Source organism: Streptomyces sp. NPDC058373, from assembly GCF_042723275.1.
In the GTDB taxonomy this organism is placed as follows: Bacteria; Actinomycetota; Actinomycetes; order Streptomycetales; family Streptomycetaceae; genus Streptomyces.
Map to the genome: position 1 here is coordinate 26,991 of NZ_JBHXJE010000052.1, position 18,600 is coordinate 45,590.

15 protein-coding genes and 1 pseudogene are annotated in these 18,600 nt (G+C 73.4%); 12 read left to right on the forward strand and 4 right to left on the reverse strand.

Translation table 11 applies throughout. The features are described from left to right. Nucleotides 1-79: 79 nt before the first annotated feature. Entirely contained in the window at nt 80-2,935 is a 2,856-nt protein-coding gene (locus ACFWMZ_RS24235; protein ID WP_383182314.1) for a penicillin acylase family protein, read from the reverse strand. Nucleotides 2,936-3,251: 316 nt separating this feature from the next. Here ACFWMZ_RS24235 and ACFWMZ_RS24240 point away from each other — a divergent pair, with 316 nt between their 5' ends. From ACFWMZ_RS24240 to mscL, 6 genes are all read left to right on the forward strand, one after another. Continuing rightward, complete coding sequence (locus tag ACFWMZ_RS24240; protein WP_383182312.1) at nt 3,252-4,706, forward strand: potassium/proton antiporter; 1,455 nt, start codon at nt 3,252-3,254, stop codon at nt 4,704-4,706. A gap of 260 nt (nt 4,707-4,966) precedes the next feature. After that, a complete protein-coding gene (locus ACFWMZ_RS24245) occupies nt 4,967-6,289 on the forward strand; it encodes an MFS transporter (RefSeq protein WP_383204036.1) in 1,323 nt (440 codons plus the stop codon). Between the two features lie 67 nt (nt 6,290-6,356). After that, nucleotides 6,357-6,719, forward strand: coding sequence for an FmdB family zinc ribbon protein (locus ACFWMZ_RS24250; protein ID WP_383182308.1), 363 nt, complete (start codon nt 6,357-6,359; stop codon nt 6,717-6,719). Between the two features lie 198 nt (nt 6,720-6,917). Beyond that, nucleotides 6,918-7,808, forward strand: coding sequence for an S-methyl-5'-thioadenosine phosphorylase (locus tag ACFWMZ_RS24255; protein ID WP_383182306.1), 891 nt, complete (start codon nt 6,918-6,920; stop codon nt 7,806-7,808). Nucleotides 7,809-8,501: 693 nt separating this feature from the next. Further along, the gene (locus ACFWMZ_RS24260; protein WP_383204039.1) at nt 8,502-8,936 is read left to right on the forward strand and encodes an RcpC/CpaB family pilus assembly protein; all 435 of its coding nucleotides are present in this window, start codon (nt 8,502-8,504) and stop codon (nt 8,934-8,936) included. Nucleotides 8,937-9,077: 141 nt separating this feature from the next. Further along, the gene (gene mscL / locus ACFWMZ_RS24265) at nt 9,078-9,608 is read left to right on the forward strand and encodes a large conductance mechanosensitive channel protein MscL (RefSeq protein ID WP_383204042.1); all 531 of its coding nucleotides are present in this window, start codon (nt 9,078-9,080) and stop codon (nt 9,606-9,608) included. A 143-nt stretch (nt 9,609-9,751) separates the two neighbouring features. Here mscL and ACFWMZ_RS24270 read toward each other — a convergent pair whose 3' ends face one another. Further along, on the reverse strand, nt 9,752-9,931 hold the full coding sequence (locus ACFWMZ_RS24270; protein ID WP_383182300.1) for a hypothetical protein: 180 nt from the start codon (nt 9,929-9,931) through the stop codon (nt 9,752-9,754). A gap of 373 nt (nt 9,932-10,304) precedes the next feature. On the opposite strand from ACFWMZ_RS24270, the gene ACFWMZ_RS24275 reads away from it, so the two are divergent. Then, nucleotides 10,305-11,564, forward strand: coding sequence for a P1 family peptidase (locus tag ACFWMZ_RS24275; protein ID WP_383182298.1), 1,260 nt, complete (start codon nt 10,305-10,307; stop codon nt 11,562-11,564). 482 nt (nt 11,565-12,046) lie between these two features. Further along, nucleotides 12,047-12,799: a DUF6227 family protein gene (locus tag ACFWMZ_RS24280; RefSeq protein WP_383182296.1), complete on the forward strand. Its 753-nt coding sequence runs from the start codon at nt 12,047-12,049 to the stop codon at nt 12,797-12,799. A 346-nt stretch (nt 12,800-13,145) separates the two neighbouring features. Here the strand turns inward: ACFWMZ_RS24280 and ACFWMZ_RS24285 are convergent, their stop codons facing one another. Beyond that, a complete protein-coding gene (locus tag ACFWMZ_RS24285; RefSeq protein ID WP_383182294.1) occupies nt 13,146-14,144 on the reverse strand; it encodes an RNA polymerase sigma factor RpoD/SigA in 999 nt (332 codons plus the stop codon). Between the two features lie 131 nt (nt 14,145-14,275). Here ACFWMZ_RS24285 and ACFWMZ_RS24290 point away from each other — a divergent pair. Then, nucleotides 14,276-14,910 (forward strand): annotated as a pseudogene (locus tag ACFWMZ_RS24290) (GNAT family N-acetyltransferase). Here ACFWMZ_RS24290 and ACFWMZ_RS24295 read toward each other — a convergent pair. Then, the gene (locus tag ACFWMZ_RS24295) at nt 14,907-15,689 is read right to left on the reverse strand and encodes a dioxygenase (RefSeq protein ID WP_383204045.1); all 783 of its coding nucleotides are present in this window, start codon (nt 15,687-15,689) and stop codon (nt 14,907-14,909) included. The pseudogene ACFWMZ_RS24290 and the gene ACFWMZ_RS24295 overlap by 4 nt on opposite strands. A gap of 89 nt (nt 15,690-15,778) precedes the next feature. On the opposite strand from ACFWMZ_RS24295, the gene ACFWMZ_RS24300 reads away from it, so the two are divergent. The 3 genes from ACFWMZ_RS24300 (at nt 15,779) to ACFWMZ_RS24310 (ending at nt 18,559) form a co-directional block, all read left to right on the forward strand. Continuing rightward, entirely contained in the window at nt 15,779-16,297 is a 519-nt protein-coding gene (locus ACFWMZ_RS24300; protein WP_383204047.1) for a MarR family winged helix-turn-helix transcriptional regulator, read from the forward strand. Between the two features lie 349 nt (nt 16,298-16,646). Next, nucleotides 16,647-17,924 (forward strand): M6 family metalloprotease domain-containing protein, encoded by a 1,278-nt coding sequence (locus tag ACFWMZ_RS24305; protein ID WP_383204050.1) that lies wholly within the window; start codon nt 16,647-16,649, stop codon nt 17,922-17,924. A 200-nt stretch (nt 17,925-18,124) separates the two neighbouring features. Beyond that, on the forward strand, nt 18,125-18,559 hold the full coding sequence (locus tag ACFWMZ_RS24310; RefSeq protein WP_383182286.1) for a hypothetical protein: 435 nt from the start codon (nt 18,125-18,127) through the stop codon (nt 18,557-18,559). Nucleotides 18,560-18,600 lie beyond the last annotated feature (41 nt).

Consider the following 18,600-nt stretch of genomic DNA (forward strand, 5'->3'; position numbering starts at 1 on the left):
GCAGGTGCACGCGCAGGGCCCCCGCGGCCGGAAGCTGTTCGCGGGGGCCCTGCCGGCCGTGGCTCCGGCCGCCCTGAGGTCAGGGCTTGAGCACCAGGGTGTCCTGGGTGGCCTTCTTCACCGCCTTCTCGGTGAACGCCCAGGGCAGCAGTTCGCCCTTGGCCCACTTCTCCGTCTGGTCGGTGTAGTGCGCGTTGTAGACGTGGCCGGAGGCGCCGGTGAGGTTGATCCACTCGGACTTGTCGAGGTCGCCGAGGTTGACGACCATCCGCATGGACGGCACCCAGACGACCTCGTACCCGGCGGCCGCGTTCCACCCGGTGGCGTTGACGGTGGCCTCGCCGCCGCCGAGGTCCCACGGGCCGCGGTTGAGGACGCGCTGGAGCAGGGCCGGGCCGCTGGTGCCGAGCGTCTGGTTCTTCAGGGTCAGCTGGTGGAGCCGGCCCCAGTTCCAGGAGTCCACGTCCTTGCCGAGCTTGGCGGTCAGCTCCCAGCGGGCGTCCTCCATGGCCCGCTCGAAGAGCTGGTCGCGGGTCTTGGTCTCGTCGTCCGTGCGGGTCGCCGGGGAGCGCCACCACTCGCTGTCCTCGTCGGCGAGCTGCTGGCGCACCACCTCGAACCAGCGGTCGCCGCCGTCGGGCTGGGCGGAGTCGCCGGAGCGCTCGCCGCACTCGCGGACCTTGCGGGTCTCGTCGTCGGGGCCGGTCTGGCTGGCCGGCTCGACGTTGAGGCACTGGCCCTTGACGCGGACCTCCTTGGGCAGCTTGTTGCCGAAGCCCAGCTTGAGGATGTTGCGCCAGACGGCGTTGAAGTAGGCGGCGGGCGCCGACTCGGCGGTCTGCGTGTAGTCCCAGCCCTCCAGGAGCTTCTGCGCCTCGCGGACGTGCTTGTCCTTGACGTCGATCTTCAGCAGGTAGGGCGTGAGCAGCTTGGCGATGGTGCTGCTGTCGTCGAGCTGCATGGTGCGCATGTCACCCATGGAGATCTTCCCGCCGTCCTTGGTCTTCGACCTGACCAGGTCGTTGATCCGCTGGCTGCGGGCGCCGTACCCCCAGTCCTCGGTGAGGAGGTACGGGTACTTCTCGGCGTCCACGACGGCCTGGTTGGCGGTGACGATGTAGCCGCGGTCCGGGTTGTACTCGTAGGGCAGCGCGTCCTGCGGGATGTAGCCGGTCCACTTGTAGGCGGGGTCCCAGCCGGGCGCGGGGAGCGTGCCGTCGTGGCCCTCGGCGCGGACCGGGACGCGGCCCGGAGCCTGGTAGCCGATGTTGCCCTCGGTGTCGGCGTAGACGAGGTTCTGCGAGGGGACCTCGAAGAGGGCGGCGGAGGCGCGGAACTCCTTGAAGTCCTTGGCCTTGTTGAGCTGGAAGACGGCGTCCATCGAGCGGCCGGGGGTCAGCGCCGTCCAGCGGAGCGAGACGCCGTAGCCGTCGCCGCGGTCGGGGGCGGCGGACTGGACGGGCGCCTTCTTGCCGACCTTGCCGAGTTCGTCGTTGCGGTCGGAGACCAGCGGGCCGTTGTCGGTCTCGCGGACCGTGATGGTCCGGCTCTTGCCCCCGGCGACCTTGATGGTCTCGCGGCGGGTCTCGAACGGGACGGTCTTGCCGCCGTACTGGTAACCGCCGGAGTTGATCTTCTCCAGGTACAGGTCGGTGACGTCCGCGCCGAGGTTGGTCATGCCCCAGGAGATCTGGTCGTTGTGGCCGATGACGACGCCCGGCATGCCGGAGAAGGTGTAGCCGGAGACGTCGTACTGGCACTTCTCGGAGACGCTGCGGCAGTGCAGGCCCATCTGGTACCAGAGGGACGGCAGTTGCGGGGAGAGGTGCGGGTCGTTGGCGAGCAGCGGCTTGCCGGTGGTGGTGTGCTCGCCCGCGACGACCCAGGAGTTGGAGCCGATGCCGTTGCCGTTGGGGCCGAGCAGGGCGGGGACGTTGTCGAGGACATCCGACAGACCTGAAAGACCGGAGAGCTGGCTCTGCATGCCGGGGTCGGCGCCGGTGCCGGCGTCCGTGCCGGTGCCGGTGCCGGTGTCTATCCCGCCCTCGGTTCCGGTTCCCGCCTCCGTTCCCGTACCCGTACCGGTGCCGGGAGTTACGGTCCCGTCCTGGGTCTCGGCGTTCCCGGCGTCGCCCGCGTTCTCGGTCGGGGTGGCCGACGGGTCGTACTTGCCCGTCGCCGGGTCGACGGCGCCCTTGTCGACGATGGGCTTGTTCCGGTCGACCGGGTAGTCCGGGTAGAGGTCGGCGATCTCGGCCGGGCCGAGGCGGCTGGTCAGCAGGGAGCGGTCGATCTCGTCCTGCATGTTGCCGCGCAGGTCCCAGGCCATGGCCTTGAGCCAGGCGACCGAGTCGACCGGCGTCCAGGGCTCGGGCTGGTAGTCGTTGGTGAAGCCCAGCGCCGCGTACTCGACGGAGCGCTCCTCGGGGCTCTTCGTGGAGAGGTAGGCGTTGACGCCGTCGGCGTAGGCGCGCAGGTACGCCTTGGTGCTCTTGGACAGCTTGGTGTCGTACTCCTGCTTGGCCACCCGGTGCCAGCCGAGGGTGCGCAGGAAGGCGTCGGTGTCGACCTGGCTCTCGCCGAACATCTCGGAGAGGCGGCCCGCGGTGGTGTGCCGGCGGACGTCCATCTCCCAGAAGCGGTCCTGCGCCTGGACGTAGCCCTGGGCGCGGAAGAGGTCCTCGTCACTGTCGGCGTAGAGGTGGGGAATGCCGTTGCCGTCCCGGCGGACCTCGACCGGGGCGCTGAGGCCGTCGAGTTCGAGGGATCCCTTGGTCTGCGGGAAGGCCGACCGGACCGTGCTGACGCCCCAGTACGCGCCGTATCCGACACCCGCGACGAGTGCGAGGACCAGGACGAGGACGATCAGGCGGGCTCGGCGACCCTTTCTCCTGCCGGGCGCATGGCCGGATGAGGCGGTGGTGGTGGAGGGCATCGCTGTCCTTGCTGTCCTTCGAGCGGCATGCGGTCCGCGTGGGCCTGAGGAGTGCTGGAGCAACCATAGGCGCAGGGCGGGGGCGGGCAGGACGCGGAGTGGGGAACCGTCCGGCCCAGGTGGGCGCGGGGGTTGGGCGGCTCGTCCGGGGGCGGGCGCTGTGCGGGGTGTGGGCCCGGGCGCACGATGCGCCGCAATCGCCGTCAAGGAGCCGTTAACGATTAGGTAAGGTAACGAAGTACCTCGCCCCACCGCAGGGAAGGAACGGCCACTGACTGTCCACGATCTCAACCAGCTCCTGCTCCTGTGTTCGCTCGTGCTGCTCGTCGCCGTCGCGGCGGTGCGGGTCTCCTCACGCAGCGGCCTGCCGAGCCTGCTCGTCTATCTCGGCATCGGCGTCGCGATGGGCGTCGACGGCATAGGCCATCTCTCCTTCAGTGACGCGGAACTGACCCAGGTGATCGGTTACGCCGCCCTGGTCGTCATCCTCGCCGAAGGCGGACTGGGCACCTCCTGGAAGGAGATGAGACCGGCGCTGCCCTCGGCCGCCGCGCTCGCCCTGGCCGGGGTGGCGGTGAGCGTCGGCGTCACGGCGACCGCCGCCCACTACCTGGCGGGGCTGGAGTGGCGCCAAGCGCTGATCATCGGCGCCGTCGTCTCCTCCACCGACGCGGCCGCCGTCTTCTCGGTGCTGCGCCGCGTCCCGCTGCCGTCGCGCATCACCGGCACGCTGGAGGCCGAATCGGGGTTCAACGACGCCCCGGTGGTCATCCTCGTCGTCGCCTTCTGCACCGCCGGACCCATCGAGCACTGGTACGTGCTGATCGGCGAGATCCTGCTGGAGCTGGCCGTCGGCGCCGCGATCGGCCTCGCCATCGGCTGGCTCGGCGCGCTCGGCCTGCGCCATGTCGCCCTGCCGGCCTCGGGTCTGTACCCGATCGCCGTCCTCGCCATCGCCACCAGCGCCTACGCGGCCGGGGCCATGGCCCACGGCAGCGGCTTCCTCGCGGTGTACCTGTGCGCCCTGGTGCTGGGCAACGCCAAGCTGCCGCACGCCCCCGCCACCCGCGGCTTCGCCGACGGGCTGGGGTGGATCGCGCAGATCGGCATGTTCGTGCTGCTCGGCCTCCTGGTCACCCCGCACGAGCTGGCCTCCGACGTCCTCCCGGCGCTCGTCATCGGCCTGGTGCTGACGGTGGTGGCGAGGCCGCTGAGCGTCTTCGTCAGCCTCACGCCGTTCAAGCGGCCCTGGCGCGAACAGGCCCTGATGTCCTGGGCGGGGCTGCGCGGCGCGGTGCCGATCATCCTGGCGACCATCCCGATGGTGGCGGGCGTGCGGGGCAGCGAACGGCTCTTCAACATCGTCTTCATCCTGGTCGTCGTCTACACCCTCATCCAGGGGCCGACGCTGCCGTGGCTCGCCCGCAAGCTGCGCCTGGCCAACGACGCCGAGGCGGCCGACCTCGGCGTGGAGTCGGCACCGCTGGAGCGGCTGCGCGGCCACCTCCTCTCGGTCGCCATACCGGAGCGCTCCCGGATGCACGGCGTGGAGGTGAGCGAGCTGCGGCTGCCCGCGGGCTCCGCGGTCACCCTCGTGGTCCGCGACGGCCGCAGCTTCGTGCCGACCCCCTCGACGCTGCTCCAGCGCGGCGACGAACTGCTGGTCATCGCCACCGACCCGGTGCGCGACTCGGCGGAGCAACGGCTGCGCGCGGTGGGGCGCGGCGGCAAGCTCGCCGGGTGGCTGGGCACCTCCGGCAAGGAGGAGTGAGCGCGGGGCCCGCCTGGGGCGAGGGCGGGCCCCGGGCCCGGGGGGGGCGGCTTGTGGGCAGGTTTGCCCCGCGAGCGGCTGTACGATGAACGAACCCTGAACCGACCAACTCTGCCTGACGCGGAGCTGGCGCGACCGTATGGCGGCCGTGGAGTCCTCCCCACCGGGTGGCCCGGCATCTACCGCAGTTCCGCGCGTTAGTGGACAGCTCTCGGCGCCCGTCATCGGGCACGCCCTCAGGCGGCAGAAAGGGACGGGCCGTGGAATCCACGGTCACAGTCGACCCCTCCGGCGGGCGCCCCGAGAAGCGCCCCGGATACGGACAGCTGCTGCGCACCCCGAAGGCCTGGACGTTCCTGCTGCCGGGCTTCGCGGCCCGGCTGCCGTTCGCGATGCTGACGATCTCTCTCGTGCTGCTGGTGCAGCACACCACCGGCTCCTACGGCGTGGCCGGCTCGGTCGCCGCCGTCGCCGGTGTCTCCATGGCGCTGCTCGCGCCGCAGGCGGGCAAGCTCGCCGACCGCTTCGGGCAGCGCGCCGTCCTCGTACCCGGCGTCCTCCTCCACTCGGTGGCGGTCGCCCTGCTGACGGTCCTCGCCCTGTCGGGCGCCCCGCTGTGGACGCTCTTCGCGGCGGCGGTGCCGACCGGCGCCTCGGTGCCGCAGATCGGGCCGATGGTCCGCTCCCGGTGGGCGGCGCGGCTCGGCGAGACGCCGCTCGCCGGGACGGCGGCCGCCTTCGAGTCGGTCACCGACGAGCTGACCTTCGTCCTCGGCCCGGTGATCGCCACGGCGCTCTGCACCGGCGTGCACCCGGCCGCCGGACTCGCAACCGAGGGCGCCCTCTCCCTGATCGGCGGCCTCCTCTTCGCGGCCCAGCGCTCCACCCAGCCCGAGGTCACCGCCCGGGCGGCCGGCGACAAGAGCGCCGGCCCCGCCCGCTCCGCCCTCTCCATCACCGGCGTACGCGTCCTCGCCGTCGCCTTCCTCGGCATCGGCACGGTCTTCGGCGGCCTCCAGGTCTCCCTGACCGCCTTCGCCGAGGAGGCGGGCCACCCGGGCATGAACGGCCTGCTCTACGGCGTCTTCGCGGCGGGCAACACCCTCGCCGGCATCGTCTACGGCGTCGTCGCCTGGTCGGCCCCGCCGCAGCGCCGCCTCCTCGTCGGGTACGCGGCGCTGGCCGTCACCGCCTCCACCCTGTGGGCGATGCCCTCCCTGGCGCCGCTGGCGGTGGCGGGGCTGCTCACCGGGCTGTGCGTGGCGCCGGCCCTGATCACCGGCTACACCCTGATCGACAGCCTGGTCCCGCCCGGTGCCCGTACGGAGTCCTTCACCTGGCTGACCGGCGCGGTCGCCCTCGGGCAGGCCGGGGCGGTCACGGCGTCGGGCACGCTGGCCGACGCCTTCGGGGCACGGGCCGGGTTCGCGGTGCCGCTGGCCGGGACGGTGCTGGCGCTGATCGTGCTGGTGGCGCTGCGTTCCCGGCTGGTGCCCATGACCGGCGGCGCGGGCCGCCGGCCGGTGGCGTCCGGCGGAACCGGGCGTGGTATCGGTCACCGAACCCCGGCGGCAGTGGACTGAGGGCGCGGAATGCGTCACTATGGATCGTCGTTAGCACTCAATGAGTGAGAGTGCCAGGAGGAAGCAAGTGCCGACGTATCAGTACCAGTGCACCGAGTGCGGCGAGGGCCTTGAGGCGGTGCAGAAGTTCACCGACGACGCGCTGACCGTGTGCCCCAGCTGCGAGGGCCGCCTGAAGAAGGTGTTCTCGGCCGTCGGTATCGTCTTCAAGGGATCCGGCTTCTACCGCAACGACAGCCGGGGAGCCTCGTCCAGCAGCGCCCCCGCCTCGTCGTCGAAGTCCTCGGAGAAGTCCGAGAAGGCCGACTCCGGGACGTCCTCCTCTTCTTCGTCCTCGTCGGAGAAGGCCTCGTCCTCTTCCTCCTCCGGTGCGTCGACGTCCGGCTCGGGTTCCTCCGGGTCCGGTTCGACCAGCACGGCGACCGCCTGAGGCGAGGCTCGCGAGCCTCGCCCGACGCGAGGCTCCTGGGCTCCGGCGGGTCCCGGCCACGCCGCCTCTGTCTTCCGCGCTTCTTCGCGACCCCGTCCTCCCGGCTCCGGCCGGGGGCGGGGTCGTCGGCGTGCGCGGGCCGGGCGCGCGGCGGGGTGCGGTCGGCGGCACGGCGGGGCGGCCGCTACCGTACGGGCCATGGCGAATACGGCGCAGACGACGGCGGACGGCGGGGCCGGCCCCCGCGCGGAGATCGGGGTCATCGGCGGGTCGGGGTTCTACTCCTTCCTCGACGACGTGACCGAGGTCCAGGTCGACACCCCTTACGGAGCCCCCAGCGACTCCCTCTTCCTCGGTGAGGTCGCCGGACGCCGGGTCGCCTTCCTCCCCCGGCACGGCCGCGCCCACCACCTGCCGCCGCACCGCATCAACTACCGCGCCAACCTGTGGGCGCTGCGCTCGGTGGGCGTACGCCAGGTCCTCGGCCCGTGCGCGGTCGGCGGGCTGCGCCCCGAGTACGGCCCCGGCACCCTGCTGATCCCGGACCAGTTCGTGGACCGGACGAAGAGCAGGCTCCAGTCGTACTACGACGGCCTGCCCGTCCCGGACCCGCAGGCGCCCGGCGGGGAGCGGGTCCCCGAGGTCGTCCATGTGTCACTGGCCGACCCCTACTGCCCGGCGGGCCGCAAGGCCGCGCTGATGGCGGCCCAGGGGCGGCAGTGGGACGCGGTCGACGGGGGGACCCTCGTCGTCGTGGAGGGGCCGCGCTTCTCGACCCGCGCGGAATCGCTCTGGCACCAGGCGCAGGGCTGGTCGGTGGTGGGCATGACCGGCCACCCGGAAGCCGCCCTCGCCCGCGAACTGGAGCTCTGCTACACCTCCCTCACCCTCGTCACCGACCTCGACGCCGGCGCCGAGACCGGCGAGGGCGTCTCCCACGAGGAGGTGCTGCGGGTCTTCGCGGCCAACATCGAGCGGCTGAGGGCCGTCCTGTTCGACACGGTGGCCGGGCTGCCGGACGGGGAGGGACGGGGATGCCTGTGCGCGGGGGCGCTCGGGGGGCGGGAGACGGGGCTTCGGTTGCCGTAGGGGGCTTTGGCCCGCAGGGCCGCAGGGCCGCAGGGCCGCAGGGCCGCAGGGCCGCAGGGCCGCAGCCCGCAGCCCGCAGCCAGGTGATTGTTCGCCGGGGTGGTGTGTGGAGCGGTTCGGTTGGGGAGGGGGCCGAGTGGGGGCGTGTGGCGGAACTTCCCGTTCGGGTGCCCGAGTTGTCCACAACCCCGCCCCCGTCCCCAGCCCCCGGCAGGCCGCGTGGTCCCGGCGCATTGTGAGGGAGCCAGTTCCCCTCACGACAGGTGGTGCCCTGTGCGCTCCTACGTCCCCGACCGCTTCCCCACGCCGTCCGCGCCCCGCACCGCGGCCCCGGCTCCCGCCTCGCCCGGTCCCGCCACGGCCTCCACACCGGCAGCGCCCGCCCCTGCTCCGGTCCCGCTGAGGTTCCCGCAGGCCGGCGCCGCCCCGAAGGCCGCCCTCCCCGACCCGCTCCCCCAACCTCCCGACCTCACGTCCCCCTCCCCCGGCCCCCACCTCGGGACCCCCACCGTGCCGGGGTACGGGGTGCCGCCTCCGGGGCGCGTGGCCGCCTTCGCCCCGGTGCGGGTCCGTGGCGGGCCGGGGTCCGGTCGTCTGGGCCGGTGGCGCGGGCGTGCCCTGGTGGGGGGCCTGCTGGGGGGCGCGGTGTGGCTGGCGGCGCCCGGGCTCCCGGCCTCCCAGAAGCCTCCGGGCATGGACGAGAAGGCGGCGGCCCCCGCTTCGGCGAGCGTCCGGGCGGCCGAGGCGGGTGCGGGCGGCCGGTTCGTCACGGCACCGGTGCGGCTGGCCGACGGCGGTGCGGCCGGGTTCCTGCGGGCGGGCGACCGGGTCGATGTCCTGGCGGCCGACGGGGCCGGCCCGCCCGGCGACGGGTCGCCGCGCAAGGCCCGCCGGGTCGCCTCCTGTGCGGAGGTTCTCCGCGTGCCGGGCGCCCCTGTGAGCGGCGGGAGCGGCGCGTCCGGTGAGGCTCCGTGGCCCGAGTTCGGTGAGCCCGGCGGCTCCGGCGGGGCGCTGGTGCTCCTGCGGGTGCGCCGTGCGACGGCCGAGGCGTTGGCCGGTGCGGTGACGGGCGCCGCGTCCTCCTCCGGAGCCGGGGGCGGCGGGCGCTTGGTGGTGGCGGTGTGCTGAACCTTGTGCGAATGCTTCACGTCCTGCTCACCCCACGGCCGTCAAGTCCCTCGATCGTGGGATGCGATTGGACAGGTCGGCCCAAGGCTGGCGTAGGTTGCGGAGCTGATTCCTCCGCAAACGTCAGTGAAGAAGGGCCCCGTGGTGAGCGAGAAGAAGGAACCGAGCCTCCTGGACGGCTTCAAGGCGTTCCTGATGCGCGGAAACGTGATCGATCTGGCGGTCGCGGTGGTCATCGGCGCCGCGTTCACCAAGATCGTGAACTCTGTGGTGGAGGGGATCATCAACCCCCTGGTCGGTGCGATCGGCACCCAGGACCTGAACCGCTACAGCTCCTGCCTCTCCGGCCCGTGCCGTTACAACCAGGAGACCGGCGAGGTGCTCGACGGCATCCCGATCATGTGGGGCAACGTCCTCAGCGCCGCCCTGAGCTTCCTCATCACGGCGGCGGTCGTGTACTTCCTCATGGTCCTGCCGATGGCGAAGTACCTGGCCCGGCAGGCCGCCCGCAAGGCGGAGAAGGAGGGCGTCGCGGAGGCGATGGAGATCACCGAGCTGGAGGTGCTGAAGGAGATCCGCGACGAGCTGGTCGCGCAGCGCTCCGGCACCCCCGGGTCTGCCCCGCGCGAGGACGGTCCCGGAACCACGGGCCCGCAGCCGCCGCAGGCCTGATCCGTAGCACCGCCACGGCGCTCACCTCAGCCGTCGTGCGGGGCCCTCGGTCGGGCCGGGCGCCCGTCCGCTCGTCCCCGGTACGTGGCGCGTCCGGCGGATCGCCGGAGGCGGGTCAGGGCCGAGCGGTGGCGGGATTCGGCTCAGATGTGGTGCGGGGGCTTCTCGTCGAGGAAGCGCGCCAGGTCCGCCGCCGAACCTCCGGTGGCGGGCTGCTCGCCCCAGCCGCGGTCGGTGTCGTCCGAGGACGGACGGCTCAGCGGATCGTCGAAGTCAAGGACGTCCTTCGGATCGCGCGGCTCGGGGTTCTGGGCGGTGCTCATGGCTCCAGCGTACGTCCGGCCGGGCCGCCCGCGTGGGGGCACCGAAAGGTGCGGTACGTGCGGTACGCCACCTCGGGATGCGGCCCCGCCGAGCGCGGCGGGCGGGACGGACGCGGGCCCCGCCCCGGGGGCACGGCCGCAGGCGGTGCTGCCGGTGGCGGCGGGGCTGGTGCGGGCCTGCACTCTGCTGGCGGGGTGGGCGGTGTCCGCGGCGGGGGTGGTGTGTGCCGCCGCGGTGGCGGGGACGCGGAACACCGACAGAGCCCGGAACGGGGGCCGGTCGGGGGGGGACGACGGGGAGGAGGGCCGAGGCTGATCGCGGACGAGGCGAGGGCGGTGGTGGAGGCCGGACCGGCCGGGTACGGATGGGGGCATGACGCGACGACCTGACCCCTCGGCCACCGGAAGCGACGGCGACAGCGACGGCAGCGGCAGCCGCGCCGAGCCCGGGCCCGGCTCCCCGGACTTGTCCGCCGGGCCCGCCTCCCCCGTTCCCGGGCCGCGGGACGCGCTGACGGATGTGGCGGGGCTGCGGGTCGGCCATGCCACGCGCAGCGGCGGCGGCTGGCTGTCGGGCACGACGGTGGTGCTGGCGGAGCGGGGCGGGGCGGTGGCCGCCGTCGATGTGCGCGGCGGCGGCCCGGGGACGCGGGAGACGGACGCCCTCGACCCGCGCAACCTGGTGCAGCGGGTGGAGGCGGTGGTGCTGACGGGCGGCTCGGCGTTCGGGCTCGACGCCGCCTCCGGGGTGGCGGCCTGGCTGGAGGAGGAGGGCCGGGGCGTACGGGTGGGGCCCGGCCCGCACCAGGTCGTCCCGGTGGTCCCGGCGGCCTGCCTCTTCGACCTGGGACGCGGCGGTGACTGGCGGGCGCGGCCGGGAGCGGCGCTGGGCCGGGAGGCGGTGGAGCGGGCGGCGGCCGGGGGCCCGGTCGGACAGGGCGGGGTCGGCGCGGGCACGGGGGCGGTCGCCGGTGGGATGAAGGGAGGCGTGGGGACGGCGAGTCTGCGGCTGGCCTCGGGGCACACGGTGGCGGCGCTGGTGGTGGTGAACGCGGTGGGCGCGGTGTGCGATCCGGCGACGGGGGTGCTGTACGGCAGGTACTTCGACCAGCGGCCGGGGCCGGGCGGCGGGGTGGTGTGGCCGTCGCCGGAGGTGCACGAGCGCGCGCGGGTTCGGTTGGCGGCGGCGGTCGCGGAGACCCAGCGGCGCGGGGCTCCGACGGTGCGGCCCGGCGGCGAGGGCGCCCCGCCACCCGGCGTGCGGCCGTCCGGGCAGCCTCCGCTGAACACGACGATCGCCGTGGTGGCGACCGACGCCGGACTGACCCGCGCGCAGGCGCAGAAGCTGGCCGGCACCTCGCACGACGGGTTGGCGAGGGCAGTGCGGCCGGTGCATCTGCTGCACGACGGGGACACGGTGTTCACCCTGGCCACCGGCGCCCGGCCGATCGACGGGGAGGCGATGAACGACGTCCTGGCGGCCGGTGCCGACGCCATGACCCGAGCCATCGTGAAGGCGGTCCTGGCGGCGGAGTCGGTGGAGACGCCGGGCGGCGTGTTCCCCTCGTACCGGGAGCTGTACGGGGATCTCGGCGCGGAGGGCCCGCAGGCCTCGCAGGCCTCGGCGGACTGAGCCGCTGGGCAGCCGGGGACGGTCGCCGGCGACCCGGTGCGCCCTCGCACGCCCCCGCGGGGCGCCCGCCCGAGCCCGCCCCGCGCGCTCACCGCCCGTCGCGCGGCTGCCCGCCGCGCCCGGGCCTGGTCCGACGGGCCGACCACGCCGTACCCACTGTCCCTGTCCGGCCCGCCCGCCCGTGCGAAGGGCGCGCGCTCCGGCCCGGCAGGTGTTCCCGCGGCGTGCGGGAACGCCCGTGCGCCGGGGGCCGCGCGCTGCCGCCCGGCGGGGCGTGAGTCGGGCTGGAACCGGTCGGGATGAGAAGCGCCAAGGGGGGTACAGACACGCATGGGTGACGGTGCGTCGCCTGAGAGAAGGCTGCCCTTACTGCGGGAACTCCGGCAGGGGTCCACGCGTTTTCCGTTTCCCGGGCAAGATGTCCGAACCAGGGACTACGGTATGCACCCACCAGGTGACATGGAGCAACGCCGGGAGAAACCTTGAGCGTTCCGTACGAGACATGTGGGACCCACGAGGCATGCGAGTCGCCGGACGCCCGCCTTCAGCGGCTCCTCGCCCGCACCCTCAACTCCTTCGAACTCCCCGACGAGACGCTGTCCCGGCTCGACACGGCGCTCGCCTATGACAGTTGCCTGCACTCCGCCGCGCACCACAGCGACGGCAGGCGCCGAGAGACGTACCGGCACGTGTGGCTGGTGGCCGACGGCAGTGCCGTCACCCTGTGGGAGCTGGCCCACAACACCGGCCCGGACGGGCAGCTCCAGCACGAGGTGTACACGGACCAGGAGGAGCTGCGGATCGCCACGGCCAGGCTGCCGCTCCCGAACACCGAACCCGAGGCGCTGGATGACCCGCCGTCCCTGGTGGTGGACGACAGCACGGTGGAGCCGCTGCCCGAGCGCGAGTACGAGTGGGGCGACTCCCCCGACCACGCACGGCGGGTGCTGCGACGGGCGGAGAACGCCGACCGGCCCGGCGAGGAGGTGGCCGTTCTGCTCACGAGGGCCTTCGCCCACCAGATCACCCAGGCGTTCGGCTGGCTCGACCCGCTGCGCGGCCGTCGCTCCGGCTTCTCCCTCTACGAGCACGCGTTCCTGCTCGCGGACGGCCGGGAGCTCAGCCTCTGGGAGGTGGAGCACACGGCGACGCCCGACGGCCGGCACATGTGCGAGGTCTACGAGACGGAGGACGCGGCCCAGGCCGCGATGGAGCGCAGGGCCGCCTCGCTCTGAGGGGCCGGTCCTGCCGGCCGGACGGGTGGGGCCGGGGTGGTGGGGCCTGGCGGCCGGTGTGATGCCGTTCGGGCGTCCGGCGTGGGGGCTGGGGCGGCGCCGCAGGAAGCCTCGTAGAAATGGCGCCGGACAAGGAGGGACCCCAGCACCCCGGGGGGGATGGAGTGCTGGGGCCGGGCCCCGGCACCAGGGGGGGCGGGTGCCGGGGGTTCAGGGGAGCCAGGTGGCTCTGGGGCCACACTGGCTCATATGGGTCGAGCGTAGGGCGAGCCACGCCGGTGCGCAGGGCCGGGAGGGCCGATCGGGGGGCGGGGCCCCTCGACGGCCCGGTCGGGCCGCCGAGTGATCAGGCCGCTGCGTCGAAACCGGTGTCGTGGGCCATGCGCTTCAGCTCCAGGAGGGCGTGCTTCTCGATCTGCCGGATGCGCTCGCGGGTCAGGCCGTGCTGCTTGCCCACCTCGGTGAGGGTGCGCTCGCGGCCGTCCTCTATGCCGTACCGCATCTTGATGATGGAGGCGGTGCGGTCGTCGAGCTGGCCGATCAGGTCGTCCAGCTCCTCGCTGCGCAGCAGCGTGAGGACGGACTGCTCCGGGGAGACCGCGGAGGTGTCCTCCAGGAGGTCGCCGAACTGGGTGTCGCCCTCGTCGTCCACCGACATGTTGAGCGAGACCGGGTCGCGGGCCCAGTCGAGGACGTCGGTGACGCGCTCGGGGGTGCTGCTCAGCTCGGCCGCGATCTCTGCGGGCTCGGGGTCCCGGCCGTTCTCGCGGTTGAACTCGCGCTGGACACGGCGGATGCGGCCCAGCTCCTCCACGAGGTGGACGGGGAGCCGGATGGTGCGTGACTGGTCGGCGATGGAGCGGGTGATGGCCTGCCGGATCCACCAGGTGGCGTACGTGGAGAACTTGAAGCCCTTGGCGTAGTCGAACTTCTCGACGGCGCGGACCAGGCCGGCGTTCCCCTCCTGGATGAGGTCGAGCAGGGGGAGGCCGCTGCGTGGGTAACGGCGGGCTACGGCGACGACGAGGCGGAGGTTGGACCGGATGAAGACATCCTTGGCCCGCTCCCCTTCGGCGACGAGCGCTTCCAGCTCCTCGCGGGAAGCTCCGGCGGAGTCGCTGTCGACCTCGCCTTCGAGGATCTTCTGGGCGTAGACCCCGGCCTCGATGGTCTGGGACAGCTCCACTTCCTTCGCGGCGTCGAGCAGCGGTGTGCGGGCGATCTCGTCGAGATACATGCCCACAAGGTCGCGGTCGGCGATCTCGCCGGTCGCGCGAACGCTGCCTGCCGCGCCGGTCTCGCCGGAGGCGGCGGGCTGACGACGGGCGACGGCACGGGTTGCCATGCGTGCTCCCTTGCGATGAGTGGTGGACGACCTGACGGACTCCACATCCGGCGGCCCGGTTGCGGCATCCGTAGGAATCAACGATTGCAATCCGGACAGAATTCCCAACCTGCTCATTGTTTTTCCGGATCATGCAGTACCCTGTCCGGCCACAGGCGGGGAAGGTGATCGACTTGGCACCGTGCGAGACGGTGGAACCGCAGGTCAGGCCGGGGGTCGAGGAGGACCTCGCGGGTCTCACGGACCTCTACAACCACTTCATTCTCCGGACACCGATCACCTTCGACACGGTGGCGCTTACCCCGAAGGAACGCATGCAGTGGTTCCTCTCCCACCCCAAGGACGGCCCGCACCGGCTGATGGTTGCCACGGAGTCCTCCCTGCCGGGGCCGAGGGTCCGGAGCGGCTGCTGGGGTATGCGACGAGTTCGCCGCTCAGACCGAAGGCGGCGTACTCGACCTCGGTGGAGGTGACCGTCTACTGCGCCCCGGACGCGGGCGGGCGCGGCGTGGGGAGCGCGCTGTACAGGGCGCTCTTCGCGGCGCTGGCCGGGGAGGATCTGCACCGGGCGTACGCCGCGATCACCCAGCCGAACGAGGCCTCGCACCGGCTGCACACCCGCTTCGGCTTCCGGCCGCTGGGGACGTACGAGGAGGTGGGGCGGAAGTTCGGGCGGTACTGGGACGTGCGGTGGTACCAGAAGGAGCTGGACGGACCGCCGGGCCGGGAGGCGCCCGGCCCCGGCCGCGAGGCAGACACCACCTAGCCGAACTGCACCGACCGCTTGGCGAGCCCCATCCAGAAGCCGTCGATGACGCTGCGCTGGGTGGCGAGGTCGCCGGTGGCGTCGGCGGCGCCGAGGGTGACGAAGAGCGGGGCGAAGTGCTCGGTGCGCGGGTGGGCGAGGCTGCCCGCGGGGGCGGTGTGCGTGAAGTCGAGGAGCGCGTCGACGTCGCCGCCGTCCAGCGCGCCGCGGCCCCAGTCGTCGAACTCCGCCGACCAGGACGGCGTACCCGCCTGCCGGAGCGCGGCCAGGTTGTGGGTGAAGAAGCCGGAGCCGACGATCAGCACGCCCTCGTCGCGCAGCGGCGCCAGTCTGCGGCCGGTCTCCATGAGGCGGCGCGGGTCGAGGGTGGGCAGCGACATCTGGAGGACCGGGATGTCGGCGTCCGGGTACATCTCGACGAGGGGGACGTACGCGCCGTGGTCCAGGCCGCGGTCGGGGATGTCCTGGACGGGGGTGCCGGGGGCGGCCAGGAGTTTGCGGACGGAGTCGGCGAGGGCGGGGGCGCCGGGGGCGGCGTACTGGACGCGGTAGTAGTGCTCCGGGAAGCCCCAGAAGTCGTGGACGACGGGGAGGGTGCGGACGGCGCCGAGGGCGAGCGGGGCCTCCTCCCAGTGGGCGGAGACCATGAGGATGGCGCTCGGGCGGGGCAGGTCGGCGGACCAGGCGGCGAGCTGGCCGGGCCAGACAGGGTCGTCGGCGAGGGGCGGGGCGCCGTGGCTCAGGTAGAGGGCGGGCATCCGCTCGGTGGGGGCGTTCATGGCGACTCCTGATACTTGAACTCTCAAGTTCTATGGACCGTAACGCCCTTTTGTTCAACTTTCAAGGAGACTTTCGTAGAGTGGATGACATGACCACCTCCCCCGGCGACCGGCCCGAGCCCCCGCGGCCGCGCTGGCTCTCCGACGACGAACAGCGCACCTGGCAGGCGTACCTGCACGCGACCACCCTGCTGGAGGACCACCTCGACCGGCAGTTGCAGCGCGACGCGGGGATGCCGCACGTCTACTACGGGCTCCTGGTCCAGCTCTCCGAGGCGCCCGAGGGGCGGCTGCGGATGACGGAGCTGGCCGAGGGCGCCAAGATCACCCGCTCGCGGCTGTCGCACGCGGTGGCGCGGCTGGAGAAGAACGGCTGGGTGCGCCGCGAGGAGTGCCCCTCCGACAAGCGCGGGCAGCTCGCGGTCCTCACCGACGAGGGCGAGGCGATGCTGACCCGGTCCGCTCCCGGCCATGTGGCGGCGGTCCGCCAGGCCCTCTTCGACCGGCTCACCCCGGAACAGGTCGAGTCCCTCGGCGCGATCATGGCGACCGTCGCCGAGGGACTCCAGCCGTCGAGGACCGGGGCGGACCTGCCGTGGCGGCGCTGACCTCGCGCCGGTAACCGGCCCGCCCCGGCCGGGCCGGTCAGCCCAGGTGGACGGCGACCGGAGCGGCCTCGGCCTGCTCGTCGGCGCCCCTCCCGTTGCCCGTACCGCCGGACGCGGCGGCCGGGCCGCCGGGGCGCCGGGGCGCTCGGCAGGAACCGCATGCGGACGGGGAGCGCCTCCGCTCACTTCCCGTCCGGCGCCCGGATGCCGATGCGTGATCCACTTCACAAAGGGGCCCGGACAGACACCCGTTCGGTCGCAGCCAGCGAGCGGCCGTTCACCCTCCGGCAGAGGGTGAACGGACAGGTGCAGCCGGGCCGGTCGGCTGCCGCGACCGGAAGGCCACCGCATGTCGCGCACCCGCCAGCGGATATCCGGAACCCGGCGCAACGTCGTCCTCGCCTCGGTCACCGCCGCCGCCCTCGCGATCACCACCTCGGCGAGCACCGGCCAACTGCTGGAGGGGCCGCCCACGGCCGGGCCGGCCGCCATGGCCCGCTCGACGGTGCTGGGGCCGTGCATGATCAGCGGCCCGATGGGGGTCCAGATGTCGGAGGGCCTGCCGACCGCCCCCGGCTACACCCGCTCCACCGGCACCGTCCGCGCCCTCAACCTGATGATCGACTTCCCCGACGCCCCCGGCGAGGGCAGCGCCCAGGACCGGCTGGCCGAGTTCTTCCCGCAGACCACCGACTGGTTCCGCACCAGCTCCTACGGCCGCCTCGACTACCGCCCCGAGGCCCCCGTATCCGGCTGGCTGCGCATGCCCGCCCCCTTCGCCGCGTACGGCATAGACCGGGGCGCGCCCTTCGACCCGGGCTACCGGGAGCTGGTCCAGGACATCGTGAGCGAGGCCGATGCCGAGGTGGACTTCAGCGAGTACGACCTGCTCAACATCCTGATCACGCCGAACGCCGGGCCGTCCGCTCTGGAGACGGTGCTGTCGGTGACCTTCGCGGGGAACCAGGAGGCGCCCGTCGCCGACGGCGTCCCGGTCGCCAACGCCTCGTTCGTCTACAGCCGCCAGGACGACGGCTCGGGCTCCTTCGACCAGACCGGCTACCGCGTCCTGCCGCACGAGAACGGCCACGTCTTCGGCCTCCCCGACCTCTACACATCCGAGGGCGGGGCGGCGGTCGGCCACTGGGACATCATGAGCGAGGACTGGGGTGCCAACAACGACCTGCTGGGCTGGCACAAGTGGAAGCTCGGCTGGCTCGACGACGACCAGGTCCGCTGCGCCTCGACCCCGGGCACCACCGAGCACCGGCTCCGCCCGCTCGCCGAGAAGGGCGGCACCAAACTCGTCTTCGTCCCGCTCTCCGGCTCCACCGGTTACGCCCTGGAGGTCCGCACCCAGGACGGCAACGACGAGGCCGTCTGCCGCCCCGGGGTGCTCGTCTACCGCGTCGACGCCGAGGTCGACACCGGGCTCGGCCCCATCGAGGTCGTCGACTCCGCCCGCGACAGCGGCGGCTGCACCCGGCGCCCCAACGTCCACGCCGAACTCTCCGACGCCCCGTTCCGCCCCGGCGAGACCTTCCGCGACGACGAGGACGGTGTCCGGGTCACCGTCGCCGGAGCCGACCTCGAAGGCACGTACACGGTGCGCGTCAGCCGGAAGTGAGCGGAGGCCCGCGTGAGGGGCGCGGGAGGTGTGAGCCGGACGGCGGAGCACGCGAGCGCGGACGCGGCGCTCCACACCGAAACGGGCGTACGGCCGCCCGGACGGCCCAGTGCGCGTGACCCGGTCGGCCCCCTGTCGTTGGCGTCATCGTCCGCCGAGACCGGCGGACACCCCCGCGACATCCCCGATCTAGGAGCATCATGCGCAACCGCCGCACCGCCCGCGCCGCCACCCTCACCGTCCTGATGAGCGGTGCCGCGCTCGCCGCCGCGGGTGCCGCGCAGGCCGACACCGGACAGCCCGCGCAGCTGAACACCCCGGGCGCCTCCGCCCAGGACACCCTCCAGGGTCTGCCGGTCGTGGGCGAGCTGGCCAACGGCCTGCCCACCCAGGCGATCTCCAACCTGGTCCCCGGCGGCCTCCCCACCGACCAGGTGCTGGGCAACCTCCCTGCGGACGCCCTCACCGGCCAGCTGCCCACCGCCACCGACGCGGTCACCGGCCAGCTCCCCACCACCGCGAACGCGGTCACCGACGCCGCCTCCCGCGCGCTCCCGGGCGACGCGGTCGGCAACACCCTCCCCACGGACGGCCTGCCCACCGACGCGCTCCTCGGCGGCCTGCCGATCGGCTGACCCCGCCCGCCACGGCGCGGGGGCGCCGACGACTTCCTCAC

What these genes read in the sequence shown, in the direction of transcription:
- ACFWMZ_RS24305 (WP_383204050.1), top strand. Translation starts at nt 16,647, where the DNA reads ATGTCGCGCACCCGCCAGCGGATATCCGGAACCCGGCGCAACGTCGTC.
- ACFWMZ_RS24270 (WP_383182300.1), bottom strand. Translation starts at nt 9,931, where the DNA reads ATGAGCACCGCCCAGAACCCCGAGCCGCGCGATCCGAAGGACGTCCTT.
- ACFWMZ_RS24295 (WP_383204045.1), bottom strand. Translation starts at nt 15,689, where the DNA reads ATGAACGCCCCCACCGAGCGGATGCCCGCCCTCTACCTGAGCCACGGC.
- ACFWMZ_RS24235 (WP_383182314.1), bottom strand. Translation starts at nt 2,935, where the DNA reads ATGCCCTCCACCACCACCGCCTCATCCGGCCATGCGCCCGGCAGGAGA.
- ACFWMZ_RS24260 (WP_383204039.1), top strand. Translation starts at nt 8,502, where the DNA reads ATGGACGAGAAGGCGGCGGCCCCCGCTTCGGCGAGCGTCCGGGCGGCC.
- ACFWMZ_RS24310 (WP_383182286.1), top strand. Translation starts at nt 18,125, where the DNA reads ATGCGCAACCGCCGCACCGCCCGCGCCGCCACCCTCACCGTCCTGATG.
- ACFWMZ_RS24285 (WP_383182294.1), bottom strand. Translation starts at nt 14,144, where the DNA reads ATGGCAACCCGTGCCGTCGCCCGTCGTCAGCCCGCCGCCTCCGGCGAG.
- ACFWMZ_RS24300 (WP_383204047.1), top strand. Translation starts at nt 15,779, where the DNA reads ATGACCACCTCCCCCGGCGACCGGCCCGAGCCCCCGCGGCCGCGCTGG.
- ACFWMZ_RS24255 (WP_383182306.1), top strand. Translation starts at nt 6,918, where the DNA reads ATGGCGAATACGGCGCAGACGACGGCGGACGGCGGGGCCGGCCCCCGC.
- ACFWMZ_RS24275 (WP_383182298.1), top strand. Translation starts at nt 10,305, where the DNA reads ATGACGCGACGACCTGACCCCTCGGCCACCGGAAGCGACGGCGACAGC.